The 25,825-nt window shown below is 65.0% G+C and carries 25 protein-coding genes; 7 read left to right on the top strand and 18 right to left on the bottom strand.

Annotation, left to right across the window (positions count from 1 at the left end; translation table 11 throughout):
- Positions 1-14: 14 nt before the first annotated feature.
- Genes ACNFH5_RS05050 through ACNFH5_RS05015 form a run of 8 tightly spaced genes read right to left on the bottom strand, consistent with a single transcriptional unit; the run spans position 15 to position 5,282 of the window.
- Complete coding sequence (locus ACNFH5_RS05050; protein WP_416744608.1) at positions 15-341, bottom strand: hypothetical protein; 327 nt, start codon at positions 339-341, stop codon at positions 15-17.
- Positions 325-711, bottom strand: coding sequence for a hypothetical protein (locus ACNFH5_RS05045; protein WP_416744607.1), 387 nt, complete (start codon positions 709-711; stop codon positions 325-327). The genes ACNFH5_RS05050 and ACNFH5_RS05045 overlap by 17 nt, the downstream gene beginning before the upstream one ends.
- On the bottom strand, positions 708-1,505 hold the full coding sequence (locus tag ACNFH5_RS05040) for a hypothetical protein (protein ID WP_416744606.1): 798 nt from the start codon (positions 1,503-1,505) through the stop codon (positions 708-710). The genes ACNFH5_RS05045 and ACNFH5_RS05040 overlap by 4 nt, the downstream gene beginning before the upstream one ends.
- Before the next feature lie 2 nt (positions 1,506-1,507).
- Complete coding sequence (locus ACNFH5_RS05035) at positions 1,508-2,230, bottom strand: AAA family ATPase (protein ID WP_081516494.1); 723 nt, start codon at positions 2,228-2,230, stop codon at positions 1,508-1,510.
- A 38-nt stretch (positions 2,231-2,268) separates the two neighbouring features.
- Positions 2,269-4,314 (bottom strand): DNA-binding protein, encoded by a 2,046-nt coding sequence (locus ACNFH5_RS05030; RefSeq protein ID WP_416744605.1) that lies wholly within the window; start codon positions 4,312-4,314, stop codon positions 2,269-2,271.
- A complete protein-coding gene (locus ACNFH5_RS05025; protein WP_416744604.1) occupies positions 4,307-4,501 on the bottom strand; it encodes a hypothetical protein in 195 nt (64 codons plus the stop codon). Before ACNFH5_RS05025 ends, ACNFH5_RS05030 begins: the two co-directional genes overlap by 8 nt.
- A complete protein-coding gene (locus ACNFH5_RS05020; RefSeq protein WP_081516491.1) occupies positions 4,498-4,941 on the bottom strand; it encodes a hypothetical protein in 444 nt (147 codons plus the stop codon). Before ACNFH5_RS05020 ends, ACNFH5_RS05025 begins: the two co-directional genes overlap by 4 nt.
- A 2-nt stretch (positions 4,942-4,943) precedes the next feature.
- Positions 4,944-5,282 (bottom strand): helix-turn-helix domain-containing protein, encoded by a 339-nt coding sequence (locus ACNFH5_RS05015; protein WP_416744603.1) that lies wholly within the window; start codon positions 5,280-5,282, stop codon positions 4,944-4,946.
- Between the two features lie 167 nt (positions 5,283-5,449).
- On the opposite strand from ACNFH5_RS05015, the gene ACNFH5_RS05010 reads away from it, so the two are divergent.
- Entirely contained in the window at positions 5,450-6,193 is a 744-nt protein-coding gene (locus tag ACNFH5_RS05010) for a LexA family transcriptional regulator (RefSeq protein ID WP_416744602.1), read from the top strand.
- A gap of 280 nt (positions 6,194-6,473) precedes the next feature.
- Here the strand turns inward: ACNFH5_RS05010 and ACNFH5_RS05005 are convergent, their stop codons facing one another.
- The 9 genes from ACNFH5_RS05005 to ACNFH5_RS04965 form a co-directional block, all read right to left on the bottom strand.
- Complete coding sequence (locus ACNFH5_RS05005) at positions 6,474-7,097, bottom strand: helix-turn-helix transcriptional regulator (protein ID WP_416744601.1); 624 nt, start codon at positions 7,095-7,097, stop codon at positions 6,474-6,476.
- A gap of 89 nt (positions 7,098-7,186) precedes the next feature.
- Entirely contained in the window at positions 7,187-8,317 is a 1,131-nt protein-coding gene (locus ACNFH5_RS05000) for an NAD(P)/FAD-dependent oxidoreductase (protein ID WP_416744600.1), read from the bottom strand.
- Positions 8,318-8,330: 13 nt separating this feature from the next.
- The gene (locus ACNFH5_RS04995) at positions 8,331-9,278 is read right to left on the bottom strand and encodes an ornithine cyclodeaminase family protein (protein ID WP_416744599.1); all 948 of its coding nucleotides are present in this window, start codon (positions 9,276-9,278) and stop codon (positions 8,331-8,333) included.
- Between the two features lie 171 nt (positions 9,279-9,449).
- Positions 9,450-11,408: a methyl-accepting chemotaxis protein gene (locus ACNFH5_RS04990; RefSeq protein WP_416744598.1), complete on the bottom strand. Its 1,959-nt coding sequence runs from the start codon at positions 11,406-11,408 to the stop codon at positions 9,450-9,452.
- A 321-nt stretch (positions 11,409-11,729) separates the two neighbouring features.
- Complete coding sequence (gene rhlB, locus ACNFH5_RS04985) at positions 11,730-13,298, bottom strand: ATP-dependent RNA helicase RhlB (protein WP_416744597.1); 1,569 nt, start codon at positions 13,296-13,298, stop codon at positions 11,730-11,732.
- A 96-nt stretch (positions 13,299-13,394) separates the two neighbouring features.
- On the bottom strand, positions 13,395-14,552 hold the full coding sequence (locus tag ACNFH5_RS04980; protein WP_416744596.1) for a dipeptidase: 1,158 nt from the start codon (positions 14,550-14,552) through the stop codon (positions 13,395-13,397).
- Between the two features lie 75 nt (positions 14,553-14,627).
- Positions 14,628-15,566: a GGDEF domain-containing protein gene (locus ACNFH5_RS04975; protein ID WP_416744595.1), complete on the bottom strand. Its 939-nt coding sequence runs from the start codon at positions 15,564-15,566 to the stop codon at positions 14,628-14,630.
- 151 nt (positions 15,567-15,717) lie between these two features.
- Positions 15,718-17,610: an acyl-CoA synthetase gene (locus ACNFH5_RS04970; protein ID WP_416744594.1), complete on the bottom strand. Its 1,893-nt coding sequence runs from the start codon at positions 17,608-17,610 to the stop codon at positions 15,718-15,720.
- Positions 17,611-17,641: 31 nt separating this feature from the next.
- Positions 17,642-18,295: an alpha/beta hydrolase gene (locus tag ACNFH5_RS04965; protein ID WP_416744593.1), complete on the bottom strand. Its 654-nt coding sequence runs from the start codon at positions 18,293-18,295 to the stop codon at positions 17,642-17,644.
- A 513-nt stretch (positions 18,296-18,808) separates the two neighbouring features.
- Between ACNFH5_RS04965 and ACNFH5_RS04960 the strand changes: the two genes are divergently transcribed.
- The 5 genes from ACNFH5_RS04960 (at position 18,809) to pcsA (ending at position 24,085) form a co-directional block, all read left to right on the top strand.
- Positions 18,809-19,837: an amino acid ABC transporter substrate-binding protein gene (locus ACNFH5_RS04960; protein WP_236174233.1), complete on the top strand. Its 1,029-nt coding sequence runs from the start codon at positions 18,809-18,811 to the stop codon at positions 19,835-19,837.
- 118 nt (positions 19,838-19,955) lie between these two features.
- On the top strand, positions 19,956-21,140 hold the full coding sequence (locus tag ACNFH5_RS04955) for an amino acid ABC transporter permease (RefSeq protein WP_416744592.1): 1,185 nt from the start codon (positions 19,956-19,958) through the stop codon (positions 21,138-21,140).
- Positions 21,141-21,152: 12 nt separating this feature from the next.
- Positions 21,153-22,250: an amino acid ABC transporter permease gene (locus ACNFH5_RS04950; RefSeq protein WP_416744591.1), complete on the top strand. Its 1,098-nt coding sequence runs from the start codon at positions 21,153-21,155 to the stop codon at positions 22,248-22,250.
- Between the two features lie 12 nt (positions 22,251-22,262).
- Positions 22,263-23,039, top strand: coding sequence for an amino acid ABC transporter ATP-binding protein (locus ACNFH5_RS04945; protein ID WP_301532925.1), 777 nt, complete (start codon positions 22,263-22,265; stop codon positions 23,037-23,039).
- A 350-nt stretch (positions 23,040-23,389) separates the two neighbouring features.
- On the top strand, positions 23,390-24,085 hold the full coding sequence (gene pcsA / locus ACNFH5_RS04940; RefSeq protein ID WP_401033782.1) for a phosphatidylcholine synthase: 696 nt from the start codon (positions 23,390-23,392) through the stop codon (positions 24,083-24,085).
- A 136-nt stretch (positions 24,086-24,221) separates the two neighbouring features.
- Here the strand turns inward: pcsA and ACNFH5_RS04935 are convergent, their stop codons facing one another.
- Entirely contained in the window at positions 24,222-25,178 is a 957-nt protein-coding gene (locus ACNFH5_RS04935; protein WP_416744590.1) for a GlxA family transcriptional regulator, read from the bottom strand.
- A 124-nt stretch (positions 25,179-25,302) separates the two neighbouring features.
- Here ACNFH5_RS04935 and ACNFH5_RS04930 point away from each other — a divergent pair, with 124 nt between their 5' ends.
- Positions 25,303-25,785: a nuclear transport factor 2 family protein gene (locus tag ACNFH5_RS04930; protein WP_416744589.1), complete on the top strand. Its 483-nt coding sequence runs from the start codon at positions 25,303-25,305 to the stop codon at positions 25,783-25,785.
- Positions 25,786-25,825: the final 40 nt, after the last annotated feature.

Here is a 25,825-nt window from a genome sequence, read left to right as displayed (position 1 = left end):
GTTGCTCCTTGGGATCAATGCAGGGTTAGGTCGATGGCGGCGGGGCTGGCGAAGTCGCGGTAGCTGATCGGTTCGGACCAGGTGACTTCCACACCCTGGAACAGCGCGCTGTAACGGGTGCTCCCCGCAGAGGCGTGGCGCTGGTAGCCGCAGACCTTCTGCAGGCCAAGAAGGCGGCGGCCGTCCTCGGGGCTAACGTCGAGGCGGTAGGCCACGGGGTCAATGGCGTGCATACGGATGCCCAGGCGCTGCAACTCCCGTGCGGCGTCGTTGAAGGTCTTCAGGCGGTTAGCCAGGTGTGGAGTCAGGACTTTCAGGGGAGCTTTAGTGCTGGGTTGCATGGCTCGCCTCCAGGGCTTTGGCGCAGTTGGGGTTGTGGGCGCAGTGCTGGCAGGCCTTCCACTGCTGCATGGCCTGCGGGTTGTGCGTCGGTGCCTTGCGTTCGCGGTAGCTTTGGCACTCGATCAGGCCGATCACCTCGCCCTGAGCCGGGCACTCCATCGCGCCGAGTGCGGCCACAACGCGGCGCTCGACAGCGGAAGTACTCGGCGAGGGGTAGCGGTTGGAGAGCACCAAGCTGACGGCAGAGCGGCTCATGCCGATGCGCTCACCGGCACGGGTGCGGTTGGTCTGCTCGACCTCGGCGGCTAGCAGGCAGACCCATTGCGGGGGCTGCTCACCCCAGGCGGACAGATCGACGCGGGCATTCATGCGTGCACCTCACGCACCAGGTCGTTGAACAGGCGCAGCACCTCGATGCCCTCGGCGCGCTCGCTGTCGGCGCTGTGGAACTGAGCCACCATCCGATCAGCCAGCCGGCCAACTGGCTTGGCAGCCGCGCACAGGTCCGCCAGCAGCTTTTCCAGACGCGCCTTTTCGAGCCTCAGACCGGACAGCTCGGGGCTATCCGGTACGTCTTTGCTCCACACCACCTGGTCTAGGTTCGGGTCGTAGACCTGTTCGAAGGTGCTGCGCTGATAGACCGGATGCTGCGGGCCGGTGTATCGCTGGCGGACCAGGTGGTAGCGGGCAGGCTTGCCTGGCGTACCATCGGTGCGGGTGACGTAGCCGGCCAGGGTCAGCCCTTGCAGGTAGGTGCGGGCAGCCAGCTCGGTCATGGTCACACCGTTGACGCTGGCGTGTTCCGCCGCCTCCGTTGCGCTCAGCGAGCCCAGAATGCGCAGGGTGCGCCAGACGTTCTCGACGGCGGAAGACGGGACGCGCTGGCCACTCTTGTTCACACGGGGCGCTTCGGCGCCTTCGTCACGGGTGAGCTTCCAGCGCGCATTGCGCTTCCCCAGGGACTCCAGGTGCTCGACGATGCCGGCCTTTTTCAGCGCCCGCAGGTAGCTGCTCACGGCTTCGTCATCCTGACTGGAGAGACGTGCCACGTTGTAGGTGGTTAGACCTTTGGGGTCGCGAGACAGCGAGCGGAGGGCTTCCCACATGTGCTGGCGTGGCAGCTTGCCGCCGGTCATGGCGAGGTGGATGGGTTTGCGGGCCATCTTTAAGCCCTCCGCGCTGCCGGGGCTTCGCCGGTAAACCAGCCACGATTACCCCACAGGGCCATGCCGAAGCTGTTGACGCCGTGGGCTTGGGCCTCGGTATTGATGCGGTAGAGGTTCACCGCTGCCCGGCGCAGGCAGCCGCGAACTTTGCGGCGCAGGTCATCGAGCAGCTCGTCCTCGATCTCCAGGCCCGGATAGGCTGTCTCGGCCAGGGTGCGTAGGTCGTCCAGCGTGGCGGGCTGAGCGGGAACCCACTCCAGGACGCGGTTGTGCAGGCGCTCCAGCTTGGCCAGGCTGGATGGCACGCGCTCTTCACCGATCAGCACGATGGTTCCCTGACTGGCGTTGTATATGTCGGTGATGACGTTGGCGATGGCCTTGTCCAGCAGGTACTGGGCATCGTCGATCAGCAGCGGGCGACCGGAAAGGGTCAGCTGCTCGGCCACCTGGTCCACCATCTCGCTCAGGGTTCGACTGGGAACGAGCCCCATTTCACGCAGGATCGCCAGGAGGAACGCCTTTTTCGTCCAGGTATCGCGGCACTCCACGTAGTAGGCGCGGTGGCGGTTGGCGGCGACTGCGGCGGATACCGACTTGCCCAGGCCTGATGCGCCGTACATGGCCACCAGCCCCGGAAGCCCCAGCGGGCGTTGCAGTGCGCGGTCGATGGCGCTGGACAGCAGGCCCACGTTGGTCAGCGGTGCGATTTTGGCGTTGCTCATTTTGCTCACTCCTTGGCCGCTCTCATGCGGCCGTCTGGTTATGCGGTGGTCGCGACGAACTCGAAGGTGCGGCGGATCGAATCAAGGTTTGGGTTGTCGGCGTAGCTCTCCAGCCACGCGGCTTCTGCTGCGGTTAAGGCGTGGCCGGCATCGCGGCGGGCGGCCAGGCGGTTCCACAGGCGATAGCGGGCCATGTCGTCGTCAGGCAAGACGAAGGCCGGCTCGTCAGAGATCAGCTCCAGGGCGGTCTGGCGAGCGTCAGCAAGCTGCTCAGGGGCAAGCTCACGGCTCGGGGCATCGGTCGTGGCGATCAGCTCGACACGGCGGCCGGTGAGCGTCTCCAACTTGTTGATGGAGCGCTTCATCTGGCCGTGCTCGCGGCGCTCGTAGGCCTGTTCCAGCATGGTCTTGGGCATGTAGTCGCTGGCGTTGCCATCGAGCAGGGCCTCGCCGATCAGCACACCTTCCAGGGTGCGAACCCAAACGCGGGAAGCATCACGCACGTCGTAGGCGACTCGGACTTCTTCCTGGTGCAGGGCCACTAGGTCCTGGAGGAAGTAACGCTGATTGGCCCAGGTGACTTCGCCGCGACGAGTCGGGCGCACGACCTGGGGACGCAGCAGGTCCTGTACCAGCTCGGCGGGCGCCATCATCGGTTCCCAGCCACCGTCAATGGCGGCTTCCCATGCTTCGTTCGGACTCATGTGGCGGGGCTTGCCACTCTGCGGGTCGCGAATCTTGGCCAGTCCACGATGCGGGCGGTTGTTGTACTGCTCCAGTTCGTACTCGACGCCGGCTATGAACTCCGCGAAGGTCGGAATCAGGCGCGTGGCCCCCGACTCGCGCAGTTGCTTGCGACTGATGCGGTGCACAGCGGTCCCCGCGTGCTTGTCCATATCGGCGCCGATGTAGCTGGTCAGCTTCTTCGCCGCCGTCACCCAAATGGACTGGTGCGCACGTTCGACCAGGCCGCGCGCCTGGCTGTTGTAGGGCAGCGCGTGGGTCATGGTGCCGCCCAAGCGGTCGACCACCTCGCGCACTGTGTCGTTGGCAAAGCCCGACCCGTTGTCCACATAGAAGATGGCGAACATGCCGCCGCGCTGGATGGCATCACGCAGCGCATCGAGCACACCCACGGTGGACTCGGCTTCGCCGATGGAGATGCCCATGGCGCGCCGAGTCGCCACGTCCAGGACAGTGGTCGTTTCCGGGCGGTACGGCTTGCCGGTGCGGGGGTTGATGACCTCGGCGTCGAACTTGTGGCCGTCGGCGGTATAGACATCGCCCGGCATCAGGTTCTTGGTGTCGCGGCGCTTGAAGCCCTGCAGAGCCTTAAGTTCTTGCGGGCTACGGCGCCCCTGCTCACGCGCTTCTGGCGACAGCTTGTCGAGGAAGCGGCGGACCTGGTGAATGCTGGGGCGGTTGCCTTCGCATTTCGCGGCATATTCGGCATAAGCCGCTTCGACGCTGGGCTTAGTCGGCCGCTGAAAGTGACGCAGGAAAGCCTGCGCCCAGTCGGGTACGCCCATGTCCGGTTTGCGGCGTGCGGGAGCAAGCGCCACCTCGCCACCGTTGCGGTAGTCGCTAAGCCAACGCTTGAGGGTCCGCTCGGACAGGGTACGTTCTGCTGTCTTGCGGTCGTTTGCTTGCGCCGCCTTGCCGGCCAAGTACGGGCTGAGTTGTCCATCGCGCGCCAGGGCAACGAGCGTTTCGATGGCCCGCTGCTGGCTGACCATACCGCTCATGCGCTCGATTTCACGCACGAAGGCGATGCGCGCACTCATGACGTTGCGCTGATCATCGGTTAAGCGTGACGCAGAAATAGCGTCACGCTTGGGCGCTGGATTGGCCTGTACGGGGACCACCTGCTGAGAGGGTGCGCTCTGCTGATCGGCTACAAGGCGAACTAGCAAGGCGGACTGGGATTCCTTCGGCAGCGCAGCGAAGCTGTACTCCACGGCCTTCGACCCAAGTCGGCGCTGTCCTTCCCAGCCCTCGCGCTTGGCCAACTTGAGGACCCCGCGCTCAGTGCCCGGCAGTCCGGGGAGCCCGGCCAGTTCGCTGGCGGTAAACCACTTATGCATGGGGAGCCTCGCTTGCCGCATCTTGGGCGAGCAGGGCTTCACCGAGCTTCAGAGCGGAGCTAGCAAGCCACGTGCGTGCGGCCTCCTTGGTTTCTTCCTTGGCTTGATCCTGAGTCGCGTTATAGAACTCAGTCGCGGCGCACAGGTCGTCAAGCAGGCTCTTCTGGATGCTCAGCAGGCGAGTCATTGGGCACCCCCAATCTGGCGGCGCAAGGCGCGGGCGAGGCGGCCGGCTTCATCGCGGACGCTTTCGAGTCGGCCCAGTTCGGCCAGAAGTGCGTCCCGCCCCCAGGCTACGCGGCCGCCTCTCACCGAAACGATCAGGTCAGAAAGGCGGTGGCCACCGCAGACCTCCTCCAGGAGCGCGGCGCGGTAGAAAGGCAGGTTGTGGTCAACCCGAGCGGGAGAGGACCAGGCGTCAAGCATTGCCTTGCTGATGTCTTCACCAGCAAGGCGGGACATTTGGGCCGCTACGTCAGTGCGGCCGTGTCCGCAGCCCTTGGCGCTTTCCAACATCTCGCTGACGATTTCGCTAACCTGAACCCGGAAGTCGCAGGCCGTAATCAGCTTCGGCTGGGGCACGTCAAAATCAATGTCAATCGTGCGGTCGTCTTTTCCGTGACGCATGTTCAAGCCTCCGTTCCGGTTTTACGGTGCCCTTCGGCACAACCTGCGTTATGCTTTTGGCGCGTTGCCCCAGCGCTTTCCGCGCGGTTTGGGCGCTGCCGGTAAGGCTCATCGTTGGAGGCCCAGCGCTCCGGCCAAATTTCCATGGTTTGGAGCCCAAGCTTTTGGGCGATAGCGCGCTCGACGTGTGGGTACGGGCGCCGCTTGGCGTTCTTAACCGCTGAGCCGGTGAGGTCTAGTTCGCGAGCCAGAATGGCTAGCGACGAGCCCTTGGCGCGGAGCTGGTACTTGATCCACTCCCAGCGCTGGGAAATGTCGTTTGGAATCTCGGCTGTGTTCATACCTGACGTCTCACTGCCACCCTTGAGTGGCATTTTTGGGATGTCTAACGTGACTTACGGCACAAACATAGCCCGTATTTGGGAATAGGTAAACCCATAAGTGAGACGTTCCGATTCCACATTCGGAAGTTTCATACCCAAAAACAGGAATAGAGTCTTATAAATCAATGCCTTACGAACAATCGGAACTGACTGCGCAGGATGATCGTCCAGTTCCGTTCCCGTTTACGGGATTCGGAACCAGGATCGGGGCGGTAGCGGACCTGTATGTGTCGCGTAAAGCGGCAGCTGCAGCGGCTGGCGTATCGCTCTCGACGCTTCAGCGATGGATTGCAGAAGAAGGGGCGCCAGCTTTCGACTCGCTCGCAAGGCTGGCCTATGGAAATGGCGCCTCATTGGATTGGATCGCCACCGGGCAGGGCGCCATGCAGCCCAATGGAATAGCTACGACGCAGGGCGCGCCGGTTGCTCAACCCGAGCCGGACGCGGACGGCGCCTATGCGTTCATCCCGCTCTATGACGCACGTTGCAGTGCGGGCCACGGCGCTTGGAACGAGCGGGCCAAGGTGCTCACCAACCTGGCATTTACGCGCTATTCGCTGCGGAAGAAGGGCCTCAACCCCGCGAACCTGGCATGCCTACGGAATGACGGCGACTCGATGCTCGGCCTTATCAATGATGACGATACCGTCATGATTGACCTGAGTCGTGACAGCCTTGAAGGAGAAGCTGTCTACGTCATCCTCCTGGATGACCACCTGTACGCGAAGCGCCTGCAGCGCCAGTTCGATGGCTCTGTGCTGATCATTAGCCACAACAAGGACTATCAGCCCATGACGGTTCCCAAGGATCGCCTGGCTGAGTTGCAGATCGTGGGTCGTGCGGTCTGGGCGGGCGGCTGGCTGATCTGATCGCGTTGCCATGGGGTATGCCAATTACCCCGCTAGTTTTATCCGTTCGCCCTGCTTGCCAGCTTTGGCACTACTCAGCAGGGCATATCCGGGGAGGCCCCATTATCCGGGGCTCTCCGGTGTCTTCCGGTTTCTTCCGGCTTCCTCCAGCCCTGTGCCAATACTTCCACTAGCTCACAGCGAGCAAGCTCGCTCCTACAAAAAGCGCGCTGCACGTTCCGGCTACCTGTAGGAGCGAGCTTGCTCGCGAACCGGAGCAAAAGCGCGGGAAGAAGTCGGCTCAAACCTCCTCCTTCAACTCCTTCAGGTGCTTGTACACCGTCGCCCGCCCCATGTTCAGCACGTTGGCCACATAGTTCGCCGCGCTCTTGCCCTTGAATGCGCCCTCCGCATGCAGCGCCAGGACCAGCTCGCGCTTGTGGTCGCGGCTGAGGGTGGACAGGCTCAGCTGGCGCTGCCGCAACCAGGCATGGAGGAAGGTATTGATGCGCTCCTGCCAATCATCGCGGAACAGCGCATCGGGTTGCGGCACGATCTTGCTCGAGGACAGGAACAGGTCCAACGCCGCCTTGGCGGTCTCGAACAGGGTGATGTTGAGGTTGATGCACAGCACCGCCAGCGGCTCGCCCTTGGCGTCGCGCAGCACGGTGCTGATGGAGCGGATCTTCTGGCCGTCCCAGTTGAGCTTCTCGTAGGGGCCGATGTTGCGCTCGTCATGGCCGCCTTCGAGCATGTCCTCCAGCGCCGAGTCGTCGCCGATCTCGCGCTTGGAGATGTTGTTCGCCAGATAGGCCACGCGCTGGTTGCGCAGGTCGTGAATGACCACTTCGGCGTGGGGGAAGAACAGCGCGGCGATGGCGTCGGCAATGGCCTTGTAGTTGTCCAGCGGATCAGCGGTGGTCATGGGCAAGGCTCTCGAGGGCGAAGAGGCGGGCGATGGGCGGGCGCTGGCGAGTGTGCCGCAAGCGCCCGCAGGCTGTCACGACTGGCGGCTCACTTGGTCAGCAGGCGCGCCGGGGACAGCATCTCGGCGCTCAGGCCGTGGCGGGTCAGGTGCTCGGGCAGCGCTTCATGGCGGATCAGCGCGGCGCTGGCTTCACCCATCGCCGCCGAGGTCTGGATGCCATAGCCGCCCTGGCCGGCGACCCAGTACAGGCCGGGCGTGGTCGGGTCGTAGCCGGACACCAGGTCGCCGTCGGCGAAGAACGAGCGCAGGCCGGCCCAGGTGTGGCTCGGGCGGCGGATGCTCAGCGTGGTGTGTTCCTCGATCTGGTAGATGCCCATCGCGATGTCCAGCTCTTCGGGCTGCACGTCGTGGGGTTCCACCGGGTCGGCGTTGGCCGGCGAGCCGAGCAGCATGCCGGCGTCAGGCTTGAAGTAGAAGGATTCGTCCAGGCTGACCAGCACCGGCCAGGCGTGGCTGTCCACACCCTCGGGCGGGCTGAACAGGAAAGCAGCGCGGCGCTTGGGCGTGAGGCCCAGGGGCGTGGCACCGGCAAGTTCGGCAATCTTGTCGGACCAGCTGCCGGCGGCGTTGACCAGCACCGGCGCGCGGTAGGTCTGCTGTGCGCAGCGTACTTCCCATACGTCGTCGATACGGCTGATTTCCAGGGCTTCGCTATCGAGTTGAACGCTGCCGCCGTTGCGGCGGACGCCGCGGAGATAGCCTTGCAGCAGGCCATCGGTGTCGATGTCGGCGGCGCTGGGGTCGAGCATCGCGCCGTGGACTTTCTCGCGGCGCAGCACCGGCACGATGGCGCAGGCTTCATCGGCATCCAGCAGGCGCATTTCCGGCACGCTGGCGAGGGCGCTGTCGTACTGGCGCCGGAGCTCTTCCGGGTTGCCTTCGAAATCCACGGTCATCTCGCCGCGCGGGGTGAGGATCGGGTGTTCGACGAAGCCTTCGGGCGGGGTGTCGAAGAAGGCGCGGCTGGCAGCGGTCAGGGCGCGTACCTGCGGCGTGCCATAGGCGACGGTGTAGAGCGCGGCCGAGCGGCCGGTGGAGTGGTAGCCGGCGTGGGACTCGCGCTCCAGCACGGCGACCTTGCCGTGGCGGGAGAGGAAGTAACCAGTGGAGGCGCCGGCAATGCCGCCGCCGATGATGAGGAAGTCGACTTCGATCATGTTCGTCCCCGGCTCAGGCTTTGGTGGTCTGGAGATGGTAGAGCGCATTGGCCAGGGCGACGTCTTCCAGGCCCAGGCCGATGGAGCGGAAGAAGGCGTGGCGCTGGTAGTCCGGTTTCGCGGCCTGGCCGCTGACCAGTTCCGGCAGGTCGCCGTGGATGGCGCCGTCCCAGCCGTGCTCGTCGCGGGCCAGGCGCATCTCGCCGGCGGAGGCCGGGGTGGTGGCGCGGTAGTCGCAGTAGACATCCATCTGCGCCAGCGATTGCGGCGGCACTTCATGGGCGCGGGCGACGTTGGTGCTGATGGAGGTGATCAGCGCCGGTTTGCCGAGGATCGCCGGGTCGAGCACCGGGGTACCGGAAGAGGTGCACAGCAGCACGACGTCGGCATCGGCCACGGCGGACTCGACACTGGTGGCCGGCTCGGCGCGGGAATCGATAGCGCCGAACTGGGCCAGCACGCCGGCGTTCAGGTTCGGCGAATAGACGCGGATGCTCTGCCAGTCGCGCAGGCCTGCTACATAGCGCAGGTGCGCACGAGCGACCGGGCCGCTGCCAACGATGGCCAGGCGCTTGGCGTCCGGGCGGGCCAGTTCCTGTACCGCCAGGGCGGTGGTGGCGGCGGTGCGCGCCGTAGTCAGGCTGCCGGCGTCGCACAGCAGCAGCGGCTGGCCGCTTTCCATGGACATCAGCAGGCTCCAGGCGGTGACCAGCGACTTGGGCTGGCGCACGATGTACGGCGAAGTCTTCACGCCATAGACCTTCTGCGAGGCCAGCACGCCCAGGTAGTTGATGAAATCGCCGCCGCCATTGGGGAACTCCACCAGTTGCTGCGCGGGTTGCACGGCGCTGCCGCCAGCCAGTTCGACGAACATGTCACGCATCGCCTGGAGCACGTCGACCTGTTCCAGCAGGCGTTCGGCGTCAGCCTGGTTGAGGGTGAAAGGTGTGGCGGCGGACATGGCGAAACTCCAGATATGGATTTATTTTTCCATTCTGGACTCTGTTGTCTTGATCAGCAAGGGCGAGTGGTCGGATGAGCGCCGTGTAGGAGCAAGCTTGCTCGCGAACGCATTTTGCCGGAGGCTCCGGTGCCGCGCGGTTCGCGAGCAAGCTCGCTCCTACAGGGGGCGTTACAGCTTGAACTGCGCCACCAACTCCTCCTGGCTGCCGGCCACGCGGCGCAGGTGCTCGCCGCAATCACGGGTGTGCGCAGCGGTCTTGCGGTTTTCCACGGTCATGTCGCTCAGGCGGTGCATGTGCTGATTCACTTCCTGGGTCGTCGCGGCCTGCTGTTCGGCAGCGGCGGCGATCTGGAAGGCCATGGCGTGCACGCCCTGCAGCGAGTCGTCCAGCGCGCCGAGGGCTTCGATCACGGCCTGGGTGTCCTGTTCCAGGGTGTGGGCCTGCTCGCTGGCGCCGCTCATGCTCGACTGCGCCTGGATGGATGAGTCGCCCAGGCTGCCGACGATGGCGACGATCTCGTCGGTGGCGCTGCGGGTGCGCTGGGCGAGGCTGCGCACCTCGTCGGCGACCACGGCGAATCCACGACCCGCTTCGCCGGCGCGGGCGGCTTCGATGGCGGCGTTGAGCGCGAGCAGGTTGGTCTGTTCGGCGATCGAGCGGATCACGTCCAGCACCGAGCCGATCTGCTGGCTCTCGCCGGCCAGGGTCTGTACCACGCCGTCGGCCTGGCGCAGGCCGACCAGCAACTGGTCCTGGCGGCCGATCATGTGCTGCAGGGTGCCCTGCATGGCGACGAAGGCCTGCCGCGCGGCGGCGCTGCCATCCGCGCTGCGGCTGGCGCTGCCAGCGATCTCCTGCACGGTGGCGGCCATCTGGTCGACGGCGCTGACCACCATTTCCAACGCTTCCTGTTGCTGGTCGAGGTGATTGCTGGTGCGTCCGGCGGCGTCGAGGATGTCGCCACTGGCATCGCCCACGGCCTCGCTGGCCTGGCGCAGGCGCTCGACGACCTGGCGCCAGGCCACGGTCATCTCGCGCAGGGCCTGCATCAGGCCGCTGCTGGCGCTGGCGTCGTCGCTCAGTTTGAGTTCGCCGCTGGCCAGGCGCTGGGCGAGGGCCGCCATGCTGGCCGGCTCGCCGCCCAGAGGGCGCATCACGCTGCGGCTGACCAGCCAGGTGCCGGCTGCCACGCCCACCAGCGTCAGCAGGCCGAGCACGAGAATCTGCCACATCAGTTTGCGTACCGGAGCGAAAGCCTGGGCCTGGTCCATCTCCGCCACCAGTGCCCAGTGCAGGCCGTCCAGGTTCAGCGGGACGAAGGACTTGAGTGCCGGCTCGTCGCTCAGGCCCGCTTCGGTAAGACGCCCCTGTTCACCGGCCAGGGCTTTCTCGATGGCCTGTCCGGGCAGCGCGGTGGGGCTTTCCTTGTCGCGGCGTACGTGGTGGTCGGCGAAGCGCACCGAGTCCGAGCGCAGGCTGCCGTCGCCGCCTACCAGGTAGGTCTCGCCGTCGTCGCCCAGGCCCTGGCGGTTCTGCATCACTTCGTTGATTGCCGCCAGCGGCAGTTCCAGCACCAGCAGCAGTTGCAGCTTGCCGTTGTCCTTGATCGGCGCGGCCAGCCATTGCACTGGCTGCTGGTCGTTGGGCGCCTGCTCCAGGTCGCTGATGCTGGCCTTGCCGCTGTCCAGTGCCTTGCGGATGAACAGGCCGAACGGCGTGTCGCGCCACTGCGGATCACCGATGTTCTGCTGGTAATCGACGCCGCGGCCGAGGCTGAACACCACCTTGCCGTCGCCAGCGACCAGCCGCAGCTCGCGGTAGCCGAAGGTCTTGATGAAGTTCTCGAACACCGGGCGGTCGTAGTTGGCGGTGGTCACCAGGGATTCGCTGTCCAGCCCGGCGTAGTTGCTGCCCAGGTTGGTGGCGAGGCTGCTGAGTTGGTCGTTACGGGCCTTCCACGCGTCCATCAGCTGCCGCTGCTTGATGCTGGCGACCGCCTCCAGGGCGTTCAGGCTTTGTTCTTCGAGGGCTCGGCTGGCCTGGAGATAGACCACGATGGCCATCACCAGCACGGGGATCAGGCCGACCGAGAGGAAACTCAGAGCAAGTTTGGCGCGCAAGGGCATGGGAGGATTCCGACGAGTTCTTGGAATTGTTCTCGCGTGCTTTGCAAGAAGCGTGCGAATTTTTTTACGTCTGTAAATAAAACTGATCAGAAATGGCCGGGGCGGGGCTGATTTCCTGGCTGAAGATGGCGCGGTGCCATTGTTTGCGCGGATTCCCGTACGGTCGTCCCAGCGGGTCCGGCGGGAAAAACCCGAGGCTCTGGTGCGTGGATAGGCTTGGGGGTGAGCGGGGGAGAGGAGGTGGCGTCACCGGACGTAACGTCGATGGAAACAAAAAAGGCGAAGCCCAGGGGCTTCGCCTTCTTGTGGTGCAGTACTCGATCAGTGCTTGCGCGGTACCGGCTTGAGCAGCTCGGTGGGCGGCATTTCGCAGGTGATCTTGCGGCCCAGCAGTTCCTCGATCGGCGGCAGGGCGAAGGCATCGTCCTCGCCGGCGAAGCTGATCGAAGTACCGGTGCTGCCGGCGCGGCCGGTACGGCCGATGCGGTGTACGTAGTCGTCCGGATCTTCGGGCAGGGTGAAGTTGATCACGTGGCTGATGCCGTCGACGTGGATGCCGCGGCCGGCAACGTCGGTGGCGACCAGGACGCGGATCTTGCCTTCTCGGAAACCTTCCAGGACCTTGATGCGCTTGTGCTGCGGCACGTCGCCAGACATCTGGGCGGCGCTGATGCCGTCTTTGGTCAGGCGTTCTTCGATGCGGCGCACCTCGTCCTTGCGGTTGGCGAAGACCATCACGCGGGTCCAGTCGTTCTGCGCGATCAGGTTGTACAGCAGCTTGTACTTGTCGCTGCCGGCAACGGCGTAGACGTGCTGCTCGACGGTATCGCTGGCGACGTTCTCCGGCTCGATCTCGACGATGGCCGGGTCGACGGTCCACTGCTTGGCCAGGTTCATCACGTCGTCGGTGAAGGTGGCGGAGAACAGCAGGGTCTGGCGTTCGCCCTTGTACGGGGTCTGGCGGATGATCTGGCGGACCTGCGGGATGAAGCCCATGTCGAGCATGCGGTCGGCCTCGTCCAGCACCATCACCTCGACCATGTCCAGGTGCACCTCGCCGCGCTGGTTGAAGTCCAGCAGGCGGCCGGGGGTGGCGACCAGGATGTCGCAGAAACGCGATTCCAGGGTGCGCAGCTGCTTGTCGAAGTCCATGCCGCCGACGAAGCTCATGACGTTCAGGCCGGTGTACTTGGCCAGGCCGATGGCGTCGTTGGCGATCTGCACCACCAGTTCGCGGGTCGGCGCGATGATCAGCGCACGCGGCTCGCCCATGTAGCGCTCTTTCGGCGGCGGGGTCTGCAGCAGCTGGGTGATGATCGAGATGAGGAACGCGGCGGTCTTGCCGGTGCCGGTCTGGGCGCGGCCGATGGCGTCCTGGCCACGCAGGGTGAAGCCCAGTACCTGCGCCTGGATCGGCGTGCAGTAGGGGAAGCCCAGGTCATGGATGGCATGCATCAGGCGCGGGTCGAGGTTGAAGTCGTGGAAACGCGTCTTGCCTTCGGCCGGCTCGACCACGAAGTCTTCCAGCTTCCAGTTGTCCACCACCGGTGGGCGCGGCTTGCGCTCGCGGCGCGGTTTCGGCTCGCGGGGTTTGTCGGTGCCTTCGGCCTTGGCATGCTCCTGCTTCGGAGCGTGCTCGCGTTTCTCGCCGCGTTCACCTTTGTCGGAACGCTCGGCGCGGGGTTTGTCGCTCTTCGGGCCGCGGGCCGACTTCTCGGCTGCATCGGCTGTATCGGCCGCTTCGCGGGGCGGGCGCGGGCTACGCGGTTTGCGCGGACGTTTCTCACCGCTCTGGGCGGGCTTTTCTGCGGCGGGAGCGGGGGCCGCTGGCGTGGCTACGGGTTGCTCGCCGTCGCCCTTGCTGAAGATTTTCTTGAGTGCTTTGAGCACGGCTGTCTCGTGTTGGTTAAGGAATGAACGGCCGCCAGTGTAATGCAAGATGCCCGCAGGGCGAAGTGCCGCGGGCATCCTGCCCATTGACTTGGGCTACGGAAGGTTCTCCAGCAGCAGGCGGCGCACGTTGCCACCCATGATCGCAGCGATGTCCTGGTCGCTGAAACCGGCCTTCGCCAGGCCCTGGGTCAGTTGCGCCAGACCTGTGGTGTCGAAGGGGGCATTCACTGCACCGTCGAAGTCCGAACCCAGCGCGATGTGCTCGACGCCCACCTTGTCGGCGGCGTAGCGCATGGCCTTGACGATGGCGTTCACCGACGTTTCGCAGACTGCGCCGTCCCAGTAACCGATGCCGATTACACCGCCGGTATTGGCGATGCCGCGCAGATGGGCGTCAGTCAGGTTGCGCGGGCCGGGGCAGGTGCCGGCGACGCCGGTATGGGAAACGATCACCGGGCGCCTGGCGATGGCCAGCACGTCGTCGATAAGCGGGCGCGAGGCGTGGGCCAGGTCGATCAGCATCTTCTTGTCTTCCAGGCGCGGGATGACCTGGCGGCCGAACTCGGTCAGGCCACCCTTCTTCAGGCCATGGGCGGAGCCGCCGACCTCGTTATCGAAGAAGTGGGTCAGGCCCATGATGCGAAAGCCCGCGTCGTACATGCGGTCGATGTTTTCCAGCTTGCCTTCGAGCGGGTGCAGGCCTTCGGTGGCCAGCACGCCGGCGAGTTGTTTCGGGTCTTTCTGCCAGGCGGCGAGGTAGCGGGTCAGGTCCTCGCGGCTGCGGATCAGGGTGAGCCTGCCCTGGCTGTCGGCGGCGGCCTTGTCCAGCAACTCGCCTTGATAGAGGGCGCGCTCCAGCAGGCTGTTCCAGGTCCGCGCCGGCCAGCGCTGGGCGATGATCAGCGGGGTGATGTTGTCGCTGTCGGCGCTGTTGCTCTCGTAGTTCAGGCCGCGTGGGGTCTTGGTGACGGTGGAGAACACCTGCAGGCCGACATTGCCCTCGATCAGGCGAGGCAGGTCGGTGTGGCCGTGGTTGTGGCGGTCCAGCAGGTTGCGATCCCAGAGCAGGGCGTCGTCATGCAGGTCGGCGACGAACAGGCTCTGGTGCAGCGCCTGGGCCTCGGGGGAAGCAGGGTAGGGCGGCGGGCTGGCCACGGTATTCATCTTCCGGTCCATGTAGCCCGGCAGGTTGAAGAAGATTCCCAGGCCAACGGCCAGCAGGACGAGCAGAACGATCAGCAGCTTGCGCATGTCAGCTTCCCAGCTTTGTTGTTATTCGAGTTTTGCCGGGATGGAATCTAACAGACGGGAAAGTACAGCGGGAGGTCAGCCGCAGAGGCAGTTGCGGCCCTTCTGCTTGGCCTGGTAGAGAGCACCGTCGGCGCGCAGGATCAGGCTCGGCAGGTTTTCCTGGATGTCCATCTCGGCCAGGCCGAGGGAGACGGTAACGCCGGGCAACACGCCCACCGGCGAATAGAAGGAGGCGATCTGCTCCAGGCTCTGGCGCAGGCGATTGCCAATGCGCCGGGCTTCGTCGATGGCGATCTCCGGCAGGAGGATGACGAACTCCTCTCCACCGTAGCGTGCCATGCTGTCCTTGGGCCGCAGCTGGCTGCGCAGGGTGTGGGCAACCAGGCACAGCGCATAGTCGCCGGCCAGGTGGCCGTGTTCGTCGTTGTAGTTCTTGAAGTGGTCGACATCGAGCATGAGCATGCACATGGGCTGTTCATTGAACGCGCAGCGCGTGCTTTCGCGATCGTAGATGTGCTCCAGCCAACGTCGGTTGAACAGCCCGGTGAGGGTGTCGATGTTGGCGTTCTGCTCGGTGTCGAGAATGATCCGGTTACCCTCGCGCACCCGCTCGCACAGGACCGTGAGGAGATTCTGCATGACTTGCGGTGAGTGCTCGAACAGGCCGATCAGCGCCTCGCGGTGCAGGCGCAGCACGGTGGTCGGTTCGCTGGCGACGACGTATGCCGAAGGGTGGTCGCTGTCGATGAAGCTGATCTCGCCGGCGCAGTCCCCCGGATGCAGGGTACTCACCGGCTGGTTGTCCAGCGAACCCAGGTACACCGTCAGGTGCCCGGAGAGAACCATATAAAGGAAGTGATTGCGGTTGAACGGCGACAGCAGGATTTCCCCGCGCTCCAGTTCGCAGGCGCGGAAATCCTTGAGCAACTGCTGCAGGTGAGCCGCGGCCACGTTCTGGAACAGGCGCAGATGCTGGAGCTGGCGAATGTCCTCGTTCCACTGCGCGGCTTTCATGACGCAGCGGAGGACGGGTGATGGCTGGTGATGTGCACGACTGACTCTCCCTGTAGTCCTCTTCGCACATTGAGACATCAGTATTAGTCAGATTTGATTACTGGCAATTCGCAGCCACACCCGGCCGACCGGCGGTCGGCCGGGTGTTTCATCAACTTTCCAGCAGCTCCACATGCACCGCATAGCCGCCCAGACGGTCGGCCAGTGCAGCGCGCGAGTCCAGGCCGAGGCCGCCGACGAACAGGCGGGCTTTCTGGCCAAAGCGGTCATCGGCGATCACTTCGATGCGTGGCGCCGGGGACAGGTGCCGGGTCTCGTCCTCGAGCACGCGACGAATGGCATCCAGGCGCAGCGCCGGCTTGAAGGTCTTGCCCACTGCGGTGACCGGGATGGCGTCCAGCAGCCAGACGTCCTTGGGCACCGCCGCACGTTCGGGGACATGGCGGGCGGCGTGCTCCAGCAGCTCCTTCTCGCTCGCCTGCATGCCGGGCTTGAGCTGGATGTACACCACCGGCAGCTCGCCAGCCTTCAGGCACGGCTTGCCCACGGCGGCGGCCATGGCCACGGCAGGGTGGCGATGCAGGGCTTCCTCGATCATCTGCGGATCGATGTTGTGCCCGCCGCGGATGATCAGGTCCTTGCTGCGGCCGGTGAGCCAGATGTAGCCGTCGGCGTCGATGCGCCCCAGGTCGCCAGTGTTGAACCAGTCGCCGTCGACCCAGATGTCCTTGTTCTTGCTGGCCTGCAGGTAACCCTTGAACACGGTGGGACCGCGCAGGCAGATGTTGCCGATCTCGTCCACGGCAGCATCGCGCAGGTATCGGCCTTCACCGTCGAGGATCACCGATTTCAGTTCGCAGTAGGGCAGGCGCAGGCCGATGGAACCGGGCCGCCGCTCGCCGCCGCGCGGGTTGCAGCTGGTGCCGCAGGTGCCTTCGGTCATGCCATAGCCTTCGATGATCGCAAGGCCCGTCTTCGCCTCGAACTGGCGGATCAGCTCCACCGGCATCGGCGCCGCGCCGCACAGGGCGAAGCGCAGGCTGGAGAGGTCGCGGCCTTCGCTGGGCACCTGCAGGAGGGCGGCGTAGATGGTCGGCACGCCGCTGAAGCTGGTGACCTTGTAGCGCTCCACCAGTTTCCAGAAGTCCTGGATCAATGTCGGGTTGCGGTAGCCCTGGGGGCCGGCCAGCAGTACTTCACCGCCACGCATGAAAGGTGCGAGGCCGGTAACCATCACACCGTTGACGTGGAACAGCGGCAGGCCGCAGAGCAGCACGTCGTGGCCGTCGTAGTCGGCGTTCAGGCCCATGATCTCGGCCATCGCCACTTCGTTGAAATGGCTGTGCGGCGCAAGCTTGGGCGTGCCGGTGGTGCCGCCGGTGTGGAAGTAGGAGGCGACTTCGTCCGGACCGATCACCCGGCCGCTTTCCAGGTGGTCGTCCGGGCACTGGGCGAGCAGTTCGTCGAAGTCCAGCACGCCCTCGGGCAGCGCGCCGCGGGCGGTCTTGATCGCCGAACGCTGCGGTTCTGGAAGCAGGTTGGCGATGTCGACGGTGACGATGGCGTTGAGGTCGGGCAGGTGGTCGCGCAGGGCGGCGACCTTGTCCCACAGGTCTGTGCCGGGGAAGGGCGCCAACGTGACGAGAACACGGGAGTCGGCGGCGCGCACCAGGTCGGCGATGTGCTCGGGGTCGAGCAGCGGGTTGATCGCATTGACGATCCCCGCCGCTTCGCCGCCCCAGATCACATAATGGGTCTGCGGCAGGTTGGGAAGCAGGAACGACACCGAAGTGCCTGGACGCACGCCGAGACGGTGGAAGGCGTTGGCCGCCTGGGTGAGGCGGGCAAACAGCTCGGCGTAGCTCACCCGGATCGGCTCCTCGGCCGCCGAGCCCTGCAGCAGGAAGCTCAGGGCGGTGGACGTGCCGAACTGCTGCGCGGAGCGGCGCAGCAGTTCATAGGTGTTGGGTGGCAGGTCGCGATCGTGCAGGGGGACCTGTTCCAGGGCTTCGACGTCACGCAGGCTACTGATCGGGGCGTTCATGCTTCTTCTTGTTCTCCGCAGGGTCAGGGGATCACAGGCGCTCCCGCAGCCAGGCGCCGATATCGCCAAGCTCCTCGTTGCTCACTTCGTGGCTCATCGGGTAGGTGCGCCACTGGGCGGGCACCTCGTTGGCCTGCAGGAAGTCGTACGCGGCGCGGCCCATGGCAGGCAGCACCACGTCATCGAAAGTGCCATGCAGGCAGAGTGCGGACAGTTGTCTTTTTGTAGCCGGCAGGCTTATGCCTTCGCTGAATGTCGGGCCATAGGTGGAGAGCGCCATGACGCCGCCCAGTTCGCCGTCCCAACGCAGGTAACCGGTATGCAGCACCACCGCGCCGCCCTGGGAGAAGCCGGCGAGGATGATGCGCTTGGCCGCGACGCCCTGGTCGATCTGCCCCTGGATCAGTGCGATCACGCTGTCGGCCGAGGCTTCCAGCTGCGCTTCGTCGATGGCGCGGGCCGGGGCCATGGCGAGGATGTCGTACCAGCTGGGCGCCGGCATGCCGTTGAACACGGTAACCGGGCGGGTCGGCGCCTGGGGCAGGATGAAGCGCGTCGACTTGAAGCTGCGTTGCAGCATCTGTGCTACCGGCTCGAAGTCGTAACGGTCGGCGCCCAGACCGTGCAACCAAATGACGCAGGAATCGGCAGGTTGGGACGGATCGAGGATCAGCGGCTGGGTCATGAAGGCTCCAGGATGGGGCAGGCGCTCTAGGAAGGGGCGCTGCGTGCGAGAAAGGGCGGAGGGGCGATGCAAGAAGATGTCGCATGGCCATAACTTGTGGGACTTGACTGAACGAAATTGCACGAACGTTCCTCGGCTGGTACGCCCCTTGCTATCGCTACTGGCAGGCTGTGCGGCCCCACTTCCGGTAACACTCTACCGACCCCATCCGGAAAGCTGTACCGGAAGTGGCGCCGCGAAAGCCTTGGGCTGCTTCAGGGCCTGTCGCGCCGGCTGCGGTCAACAGCCGGCGCGGCGGGCCTTCGCCTTCACGCAATGATCCCTTGATGACCCGTTCCAGCGCGCAAGACCTGCGCGCTCGAAGGTGTGTTCGCGGCTCGGCGAAGGATTTTTCGCAGGCCGTCTAGACTCACTTTCAGGTCTCCATCCCGTTTGTTGTCTTGCTGGTGCCTCACAAGGGTACGGCGGTGGAACCGGGACTCCAAAACACTAAAAAAGCAACGGAGAAGATCGATGAAGATGGTGAAATCCACCCTGGCAGTGCTGACCACCGCCGCCGTGTTCGGTATCAGCGGCCTGGCGCATGCTGGCGCCACCCTGGATGCTGTGAAGAAGAAAGGCTACGTGCAGTGCGGTATCAGTGACGGTCTTCCCGGCTTCTCCTATGCCGACGCCAAGGGCCAGTACAAAGGCATCGACGTGGACGTCTGCCGCGCCGTGGCGGCGGCCGTGTTCGGCGACGCCAGCAAGGTCAAGTACAGCCCGCTGACCGCCAAGGAACGCTTCACCGCGCTGCAGTCCGGCGAGATCGACATCCTCTCGCGCAATACCACCTGGACCAGTTCCCGCGACAGCGCCATGGGCCTGAACTTTGTCGGCGTGACCTACTACGACGGCCAGGGCTTCCTGGTGAACAAGAAGCTCGGCGTTTCCAGCGCCAAGGAACTCGACGGCGCCACCGTGTGCATCCAGGCCGGCACCACCACCGAGCTCAACCTGTCCGACTACTTCCGCTCCAACAACCTCAAGTACACCCCCATCACCTACGACACCTCCGACGAGAGCGCCAAGTCACTGGAGTCCGGCCGTTGCGACGTGCTGACCTCCGACCAGTCGCAGCTTTACGCCCAGCGCATCAAGCTGGCCGCGCCGGACGACTATGTGGTGCTGCCCGAGGTGATCTCCAAGGAACCCCTCGGCCCGGCCGTGCGCCAGGGTGACGAGGAGTGGTTCGACATCGCCCGCTGGACGCTCTTCGCGATGCTCAACGCCGAGGAGCTGGGCATCAACTCGAAGAACGTCGAGGAACAGGCCAAGAGCACCAAGAACCCCGACGTCGCGCGCCTGCTCGGCGCCGAGGGCGACTATGGCAAGGACCTCAAGCTGCCCAAGGACTGGGCGGTACAGATCGTCAAGCAAGTGGGTAACTACGGCGAGATCTTCGACCGCAACGTCGGCGACGGCAGCGAGCTGAAGATCAAGCGTGGCCTCAACGCCCAGTGGAACAAGGGTGGTCTGCAGTACGCACCGCCGGTGCGCTGACCTGACCCGTTCCGGCGCCCGGAGTGTGGGCGCCGGACTGTTTCGAACGACGTGAAGCCTTCCGGGCGGCCACGGGCGTAGCCCCGTGGTCGCCCGGCGGCCTTCCGAGAGGGCTTACATGCAGAATTCCGTCAAGGCCCAGCGCCCGCGGGGGGTATCGCTCAACGATCCCGTCGTGCGCGGCTGGGCATTCCAGGTCATCGCCGTCATCTTCGTCGTGGCGGTCGGCTGGTTTCTCTTCGACAACACCCAGACCAACCTCGCCCATCGCGGCATCCAGTCCGGTTTTGGTTTCCTTGACCACAGCGCCGGCTTCGGCATCTCCCAGCACCTGATCGACTACAGCGAAAGCGACACCTACGGACGGGTGTTCATGGTCGGCCTGCTGAACACGCTGCTGGTCACGGTGGTGGGGATCTTCTTCGCCACCATCCTGGGATTCATCCTCGGTGTGGCGCGGCTGTCGCCCAACTGGCTGATCCGCAAGCTGGCGACCCTGTACATCGAGACCTTCCGCAATATCCCGCCGCTGCTGCAGATCTTCTTCTGGTACTTCGCGGTACTCGGCCCGCTGCCGGGCCCGCGCCAGAGCATCAGCTTCGGCGACCTGTTCTTCGTCAACAACCGCGGCCTGCAGATGCCCGCGCCGATCGCCGCCGACGGCCTCGGCCCGTTCATCGTCGCGGTGATCCTGGCGCTGGTTGGCTGGGTAGTGATCTGGAAGTGGGCCAAGGCCCGCCGACATGCCACCGGCAAGGCCTTCCCGGTGTTCCTCAGCGGCCTGGCGCTGCTGATCGTGCTGCCGGGGCTGGTGTCGCTGGTCGCCGGTGCGCCGTTCCACTGGGACGTGCCAGTGCTGCAGGGCTTCAACTTCCGTGGCGGCTGGGTGGTGATCCCCGAGCTGGTGTCCATCGTGCTCGCCCTGTCGGTCTATACCGCCGCCTTCATCGGCGAGACGGTGCGCGCCGGTATCCAGGCGGTCAGCCATGGGCAGACCGAGGCCGCTGGATCGCTGGGCCTGCGCCCGGGGCAAACGTTGCGCCTGGTGATCATCCCGCAGGCACTGCGAGTGATCATTCCACCGCTGACCAGCCAATACCTGAACCTGGCGAAGAACTCCTCGCTGGCCGCCGCCATCGGCTACCCGGACATGGTCTCGCTGTTCGCCGGCACGGTACTCAACCAGACCGGCCAGGCCATCGAAACCATGGCCATCACCATGAGCGTGTACCTGGCCATCAGCATCAGCATTTCGCTGCTGATGAACTGGTACAACAAGCACATCGCGCTGGTCGAGCGGTAGGGGAAGCAGACTATGACAACGCATACCTTCAAGCCCGACCTGCCGCCACCGGCGATGAGCGTGGGCGTGCTCGCCTGGCTGCGCGCCAACCTGTTCTCCAGCTGGTTCAACACCCTGCTGACGCTGGTCGGCATCTACCTGGTCTACCTGATCGTGCCGCCGCTGCTGGAGTGGGCGATCATCAAGGCCGACTGGACCGGCACCACCCGCGCCGACTGCTCCCGCGAGGGCGCCTGCTGGGTGTTCATCGGCTCGCGTTTCGGCCAGTTCATGTACGGCTTCTACCCCGAGGAACTGCGCTGGCGCGTGGACCTCACCGTGCTGTTCGTTGTGTTCGGTGCCGCGCCGCTGTTCCTCAAGCGCTTTGCGTACAAGGTGAAGTACGGCCTGGGCTTCCTCGTGGCGCTGCCGATCGTGGCCTACTGGCTGCTGCACGGCGGCTTCCTCGGCCTGGAAACCGTGCCGACCAGTTCCTGGGGCGGGTTGATGCTCACCGTGGTGATTGCTGCGGTCGGCATCTGCGGGGCGATGCCGCTGGGCATCCTGTTGGCGCTCGGGCGGCGTTCGAAGATGCCGGCGATCAAGGTCATCTGCGTCACCACCATCGAGTTCTGGCGTGGCGTGCCCCTGATCACCGTGCTGTTCATGTCCTCGGTGATGCTGCCGCTGTTCCTTCCCGAGGGCATGAACCTCGACAAGCTGCTGCGGGCCATGGTGATGGTGGTGCTGTTCGAGGCCGCCTATATCGCCGAGGTGGTGCGCGGTGGCATGCAGGCCATCCCCAAGGGGCAGTACGAAGCCGCGGCGGCGATGGGCCTGGGCTACTGGCGGACCATGGGCCTGGTGATCCTGCCGCAGGCGCTCAAGCTGGTGATCCCCGGCATCGTCAACACCTTCATCGCGCTGTTCAAGGACACCAGCCTGGTGATCATCATCGGCCTGTTCGACTTCCTCAACAGCATCAAGCGCGCCACCGCGGACCCGGCCTGGCTGGGCATGGCCACCGAAGGCTACGTGTTCGCTGCGGTCGTCTACTGGATTTTCTGTTTCGGCATGTCCCGCTACTCCATGCACCTGGAGCACAAGCTGGACACCGGCCACAAGCGTTAGGAGCGATTCGTCATGTCTGAAGCCACCCAAAAGACCGCACAGCCGGCCGTCGGCGATCACGTGATGATCACCATGAAGGGCGTGAACAAGTGGTACGGCCAGTTCCACGTGCTCAAGGACATCAACCTGGAGGTCAAGCAGGGCGAGCGCATCGTGCTCTGCGGTCCGTCCGGATCGGGCAAGTCCACCACCATCCGCTGCATCAACCGCCTGGAAGAGCACCAGCAGGGCAGCATCGTGGTCGACGGCACCGAGCTGACCAACGACCTCAAGCAGATCGAGGCGATCCGCAGCGAAGTCGGCATGGTGTTCCAGCACTTCAACCTGTTCCCGCACCTGACCGTGCTGCAGAACTGCATCCTGGCGCCCATGTGGGTGCGCAAGATGCCCAAGCGCCAGGCCGAGGAAGTCGCCATGCATTACCTGGAGCGCGTGCGCATCCCGGAGCAGGCGCACAAGTTCCCCGGCCAGCTCTCCGGCGGCCAGCAGCAGCGCGTGGCGATTGCCCGCGCGCTGTGCATGAAGCCGAAGATCATGCTGTTCGACGAGCCCACCTCGGCACTCGACCCGGAAATGGTCAAGGAAGTGCTCGATACCATGATCGGCCTGGCGCAGAGCGGCATGACCATGCTCTGCGTGACCCACGAAATGGGCTTCGCCCGCACCGTGGCGAACCGGGTGATCTTCATGGACAAGGGGGAGATCGTCGAACAGGCGCCGCCGGACCAGTTCTTCGACAACCCGCAGTCGGATCGGACCAAGTTGTTCCTCAGCCAGATCCTGCATTGATATAGCTCTTCGTAGGAGCGAGCTTGCTCGCGAACGGGTTTTCCGGCCGCGACAGCGTTGGGCGGGTTCGCGAGCAAGCTCGCTCCTACAAGGACGCCACGCCATCTTTCACGTGACGGGGCTGACCTCGTCACGCTCGTCCCCCCCGATAGCAAGCCCACGCTGCAACGGCGTATGCTGCCAACTCCACCGCACACACCGGCGGCATCGCGACAAACCGGCTGAACTCGGCCGTCGGATCGGTGTTCCCATGTGCAGTGGTTCGTCAGGGATGGGCTACCGTTTGAAGTAGCTCCCCTGCACCCGCCGTCCAAAGGAAGAGAGCCGACGTGAACCTGATCCTATCGCCAATGAACCTCAGCAAAGCCAAGGCCTGGGGCGCCCACGCGGTGACCTCCAGCGGTGTCATCCTCGCGCTGCTTGCGCTCCTCGCGCTGGTCGACAACAGGCCCCAGGCCTGCCTGCTGTGGCTGGGCGTGGCGCTGCTGGTGGACGGCCTGGACGGCACCCTGGCACGCAAGTTCGATGTCAAGGCGGTGCTGCCGCACTTCGATGGCTCGACGCTCGACCTGGTGATCGACTACCTCACCTACGTCTTCATCCCCGCGATCTTCATCTACCGCTACGTGCCGCTGCCCGTGCATACCGAGCTGCTGGCCGTGGGAGTGATCCTGGTGTCCTCGCTGTTCTGCTTCTGCAACGTCAACATGAAGAGCAAGGACAACTACTTCGTCGGCTTCCCGGCGGCCTGGAACGTGGTGGCGGTTTACTTCTTCGTGCTCGACCTGCACCCCTGGGTGAGCTTCGTCACTGTGCTGGTGCTGGCCGCGCTGACCCTGACTCGCATGAAGTTCCTGCACCCTTTCCGCGTGCGTCAGTTCATGCCGCTGAACATCGCCGTGACCTTCGTCTGGATGCTCAGCAGCGCGCTGCTGATTCTCCAGCAGCCGATCGACCAGCCGTGGCTGCTCGGCCTGTGGTTTGCGGCTTCGGCCTACTTCGTCGGCGTGTGCGTATGGCGCACGGCAATGGAGTGGTTCCACTGATCGCGGAATCTCCATTCCCTCCATCCATCCTGTGATGCTGATCCTCACCCTGTAGGAGCGAGCTTGCTCGCGAACCGCCCAGCGCTGGAGTGGCCGGGAAATGGTTCGCGAGCAAGCACGCTCCTACAGGTTCACCTTAAGCCTGCCGCCCCAGCAAGCGCTGGCGGAAAGCCCCCGGCGTCTCCCCGCAAACCTGCTTGAACAACCGCGCGAAGCTCGCCCGATCGGCGTAGCCCACGTCGCTTGCGATGCGCTCCAGCGAGCGCGCCGGATCACCCAGCGCCTCCTGCGCCGAGGCGATGCGCAGGCGCTGCACATAATCGTTCGGCGACATTCCCACCTGCTCGCGAAAGCGCCGCAACAGCGTGCGCGTGGAACAGTGCACGCGTTGCGCAAGCGTGGCGAGATCGAAGGGTTGCGCGTAGTTATCCTCCAGCCACGCCAGCAGCGGCTCCAGTGGCGAGCCAGCGGGCAGCGGCTCGGGCAGCAGCGGAGTAAAGCGCCGCTGGCGGCCGCGCCCATGCTCGAACACCAGGGTTGCCGCCGCGCGCCGCGCCAGCGCCGCCCCGGCGTGCCGCTCGATCAGGTACAGGCAGAGGTCCAGCCCGGCCTGTGCGCCACCGGAGCAGAGCCGGCCCTTGTCGTCGGTGCACAGGGCATCGATGTCCAGCCGGACCTGGGGATAACGCGCGCGGAATGCTGCTTCCAGCGCCCAGTGCGTAGTCGCGCGGCGGTCGTCCAGCACGCCGGCTTCCGCCAGCAGAAAGGCACTGCTGCACAGGCTGCCCAGTTGGACGGTGTCAGGTGCGCGGCGCAGCCAGTCGAGCAGTGGTTGATTGGCGGCGAAGGTGGCGTCGATGTCCGCGCCGGTGGCGGGGATCAGCAACAGGTCGCAGCGCGCAGCAAGATCGAGCCCGCCTTCCACTTCCACCAGCCCGAAGGGCAACGTCACGGGCGTACCGTCTGCACTGACCCGCAGCACCTCGAAGCGTCGCTCGCCGGCCAGGCGGTTGGCGAGGTGGAAACTGTCCATGGCCAGCCCAAGGCTGGAGCACAGGGTTTGCGGGCAGACGAACAGGGCTATCCTGAACATGGCGTCTCGCTTTGCGCTGGCGGTAGGTGTGGCGATTTCGATCATAATGTTGTCGATATTGCCAATCGTGTCCAGTCGCTGCAATCCCGATACTGCACACATTCCTCCCGACCCGAGCCCAACCATGGCCCACGCCAACGCACAACTGATCGAACGCTTCTACCAGGCCTTCCAGCGCCGCGATGGCGAGGCCATGGCCGCCTGCTACAGCGCCGACGTGCAGTTCAGCGACCCGGTCTTCACCGACCTGCGCGGCGCCGAGGCCGGCGACATGTGGCGCATGCTCACCGCTCGCGCGCAGGATTTCTCGCTGACCTACGAAGGCGTCGAGGCCGATGAGACGCGAGGTTCCGCACGCTGGGTGGCGTCCTACACCTTCACCCAGACCGGTCGGAAAGTGACTAATCACATCCAGGCACATTTCCACTTTCGCGACGGATTGATCTGTCAGCATGAGGACAGATTCGACCTGTGGAAATGGTCGCGCCAGGCCCTCGGCACCAAGGGAGCGCTGCTGGGCTGGGCACCGCCGGTGCAAAGGGCAATTCGTGCGCAGGCCGCCAAAGGCCTCGCAGCGTATCGCGCACAACGGGTGGCGGCGGCCTGATCGCGGGCTTTCGGGCTCGCCCGCGGCGGCTGGATAGGCT

This window comes from Pseudomonas sp. NY15435 (genome assembly GCF_048068295.1).
Taxonomy (GTDB): domain Bacteria; phylum Pseudomonadota; class Gammaproteobacteria; order Pseudomonadales; family Pseudomonadaceae; genus Pseudomonas.
The sequence above is the reverse complement of the archived record's forward strand: the minus strand, read 5'-3'. Positions and strand labels throughout refer to the sequence as shown.

Excerpts from the sequence above, each read along its gene's own strand:
- ACNFH5_RS05050 (WP_416744608.1), bottom strand. The coding sequence starts at position 341 with ATGCAACCCAGCACTAAAGCTCCCCTGAAAGTCCTGACTCCACACCTG.
- ACNFH5_RS05045 (WP_416744607.1), bottom strand. The coding sequence starts at position 711 with ATGAATGCCCGCGTCGATCTGTCCGCCTGGGGTGAGCAGCCCCCGCAA.
- ACNFH5_RS05040 (WP_416744606.1), bottom strand. The coding sequence starts at position 1,505 with ATGGCCCGCAAACCCATCCACCTCGCCATGACCGGCGGCAAGCTGCCA.
- ACNFH5_RS05035 (WP_081516494.1), bottom strand. The coding sequence starts at position 2,230 with ATGAGCAACGCCAAAATCGCACCGCTGACCAACGTGGGCCTGCTGTCC.
- ACNFH5_RS05030 (WP_416744605.1), bottom strand. The coding sequence starts at position 4,314 with ATGCATAAGTGGTTTACCGCCAGCGAACTGGCCGGGCTCCCCGGACTG.
- ACNFH5_RS05025 (WP_416744604.1), bottom strand. The coding sequence starts at position 4,501 with ATGACTCGCCTGCTGAGCATCCAGAAGAGCCTGCTTGACGACCTGTGC.
- ACNFH5_RS05020 (WP_081516491.1), bottom strand. The coding sequence starts at position 4,941 with ATGCGTCACGGAAAAGACGACCGCACGATTGACATTGATTTTGACGTG.
- ACNFH5_RS05015 (WP_416744603.1), bottom strand. The coding sequence starts at position 5,282 with ATGAACACAGCCGAGATTCCAAACGACATTTCCCAGCGCTGGGAGTGG.
- ACNFH5_RS05010 (WP_416744602.1), top strand. The coding sequence starts at position 5,450 with ATGCCTTACGAACAATCGGAACTGACTGCGCAGGATGATCGTCCAGTT.
- ACNFH5_RS05005 (WP_416744601.1), bottom strand. The coding sequence starts at position 7,097 with ATGACCACCGCTGATCCGCTGGACAACTACAAGGCCATTGCCGACGCC.
- ACNFH5_RS05000 (WP_416744600.1), bottom strand. The coding sequence starts at position 8,317 with ATGATCGAAGTCGACTTCCTCATCATCGGCGGCGGCATTGCCGGCGCC.
- ACNFH5_RS04995 (WP_416744599.1), bottom strand. The coding sequence starts at position 9,278 with ATGTCCGCCGCCACACCTTTCACCCTCAACCAGGCTGACGCCGAACGC.
- ACNFH5_RS04990 (WP_416744598.1), bottom strand. The coding sequence starts at position 11,408 with ATGCCCTTGCGCGCCAAACTTGCTCTGAGTTTCCTCTCGGTCGGCCTG.
- ACNFH5_RS04980 (WP_416744596.1), bottom strand. The coding sequence starts at position 14,552 with ATGCGCAAGCTGCTGATCGTTCTGCTCGTCCTGCTGGCCGTTGGCCTG.
- ACNFH5_RS04975 (WP_416744595.1), bottom strand. The coding sequence starts at position 15,566 with ATGAAAGCCGCGCAGTGGAACGAGGACATTCGCCAGCTCCAGCATCTG.
- ACNFH5_RS04970 (WP_416744594.1), bottom strand. The coding sequence starts at position 17,610 with ATGAACGCCCCGATCAGTAGCCTGCGTGACGTCGAAGCCCTGGAACAG.
- ACNFH5_RS04965 (WP_416744593.1), bottom strand. The coding sequence starts at position 18,295 with ATGACCCAGCCGCTGATCCTCGATCCGTCCCAACCTGCCGATTCCTGC.
- ACNFH5_RS04960 (WP_236174233.1), top strand. The coding sequence starts at position 18,809 with ATGAAGATGGTGAAATCCACCCTGGCAGTGCTGACCACCGCCGCCGTG.
- ACNFH5_RS04955 (WP_416744592.1), top strand. The coding sequence starts at position 19,956 with ATGCAGAATTCCGTCAAGGCCCAGCGCCCGCGGGGGGTATCGCTCAAC.
- ACNFH5_RS04950 (WP_416744591.1), top strand. The coding sequence starts at position 21,153 with ATGACAACGCATACCTTCAAGCCCGACCTGCCGCCACCGGCGATGAGC.
- ACNFH5_RS04945 (WP_301532925.1), top strand. The coding sequence starts at position 22,263 with ATGTCTGAAGCCACCCAAAAGACCGCACAGCCGGCCGTCGGCGATCAC.
- pcsA (WP_401033782.1), top strand. The coding sequence starts at position 23,390 with ATGAACCTCAGCAAAGCCAAGGCCTGGGGCGCCCACGCGGTGACCTCC.
- ACNFH5_RS04935 (WP_416744590.1), bottom strand. The coding sequence starts at position 25,178 with ATGTTCAGGATAGCCCTGTTCGTCTGCCCGCAAACCCTGTGCTCCAGC.
- ACNFH5_RS04930 (WP_416744589.1), top strand. The coding sequence starts at position 25,303 with ATGGCCCACGCCAACGCACAACTGATCGAACGCTTCTACCAGGCCTTC.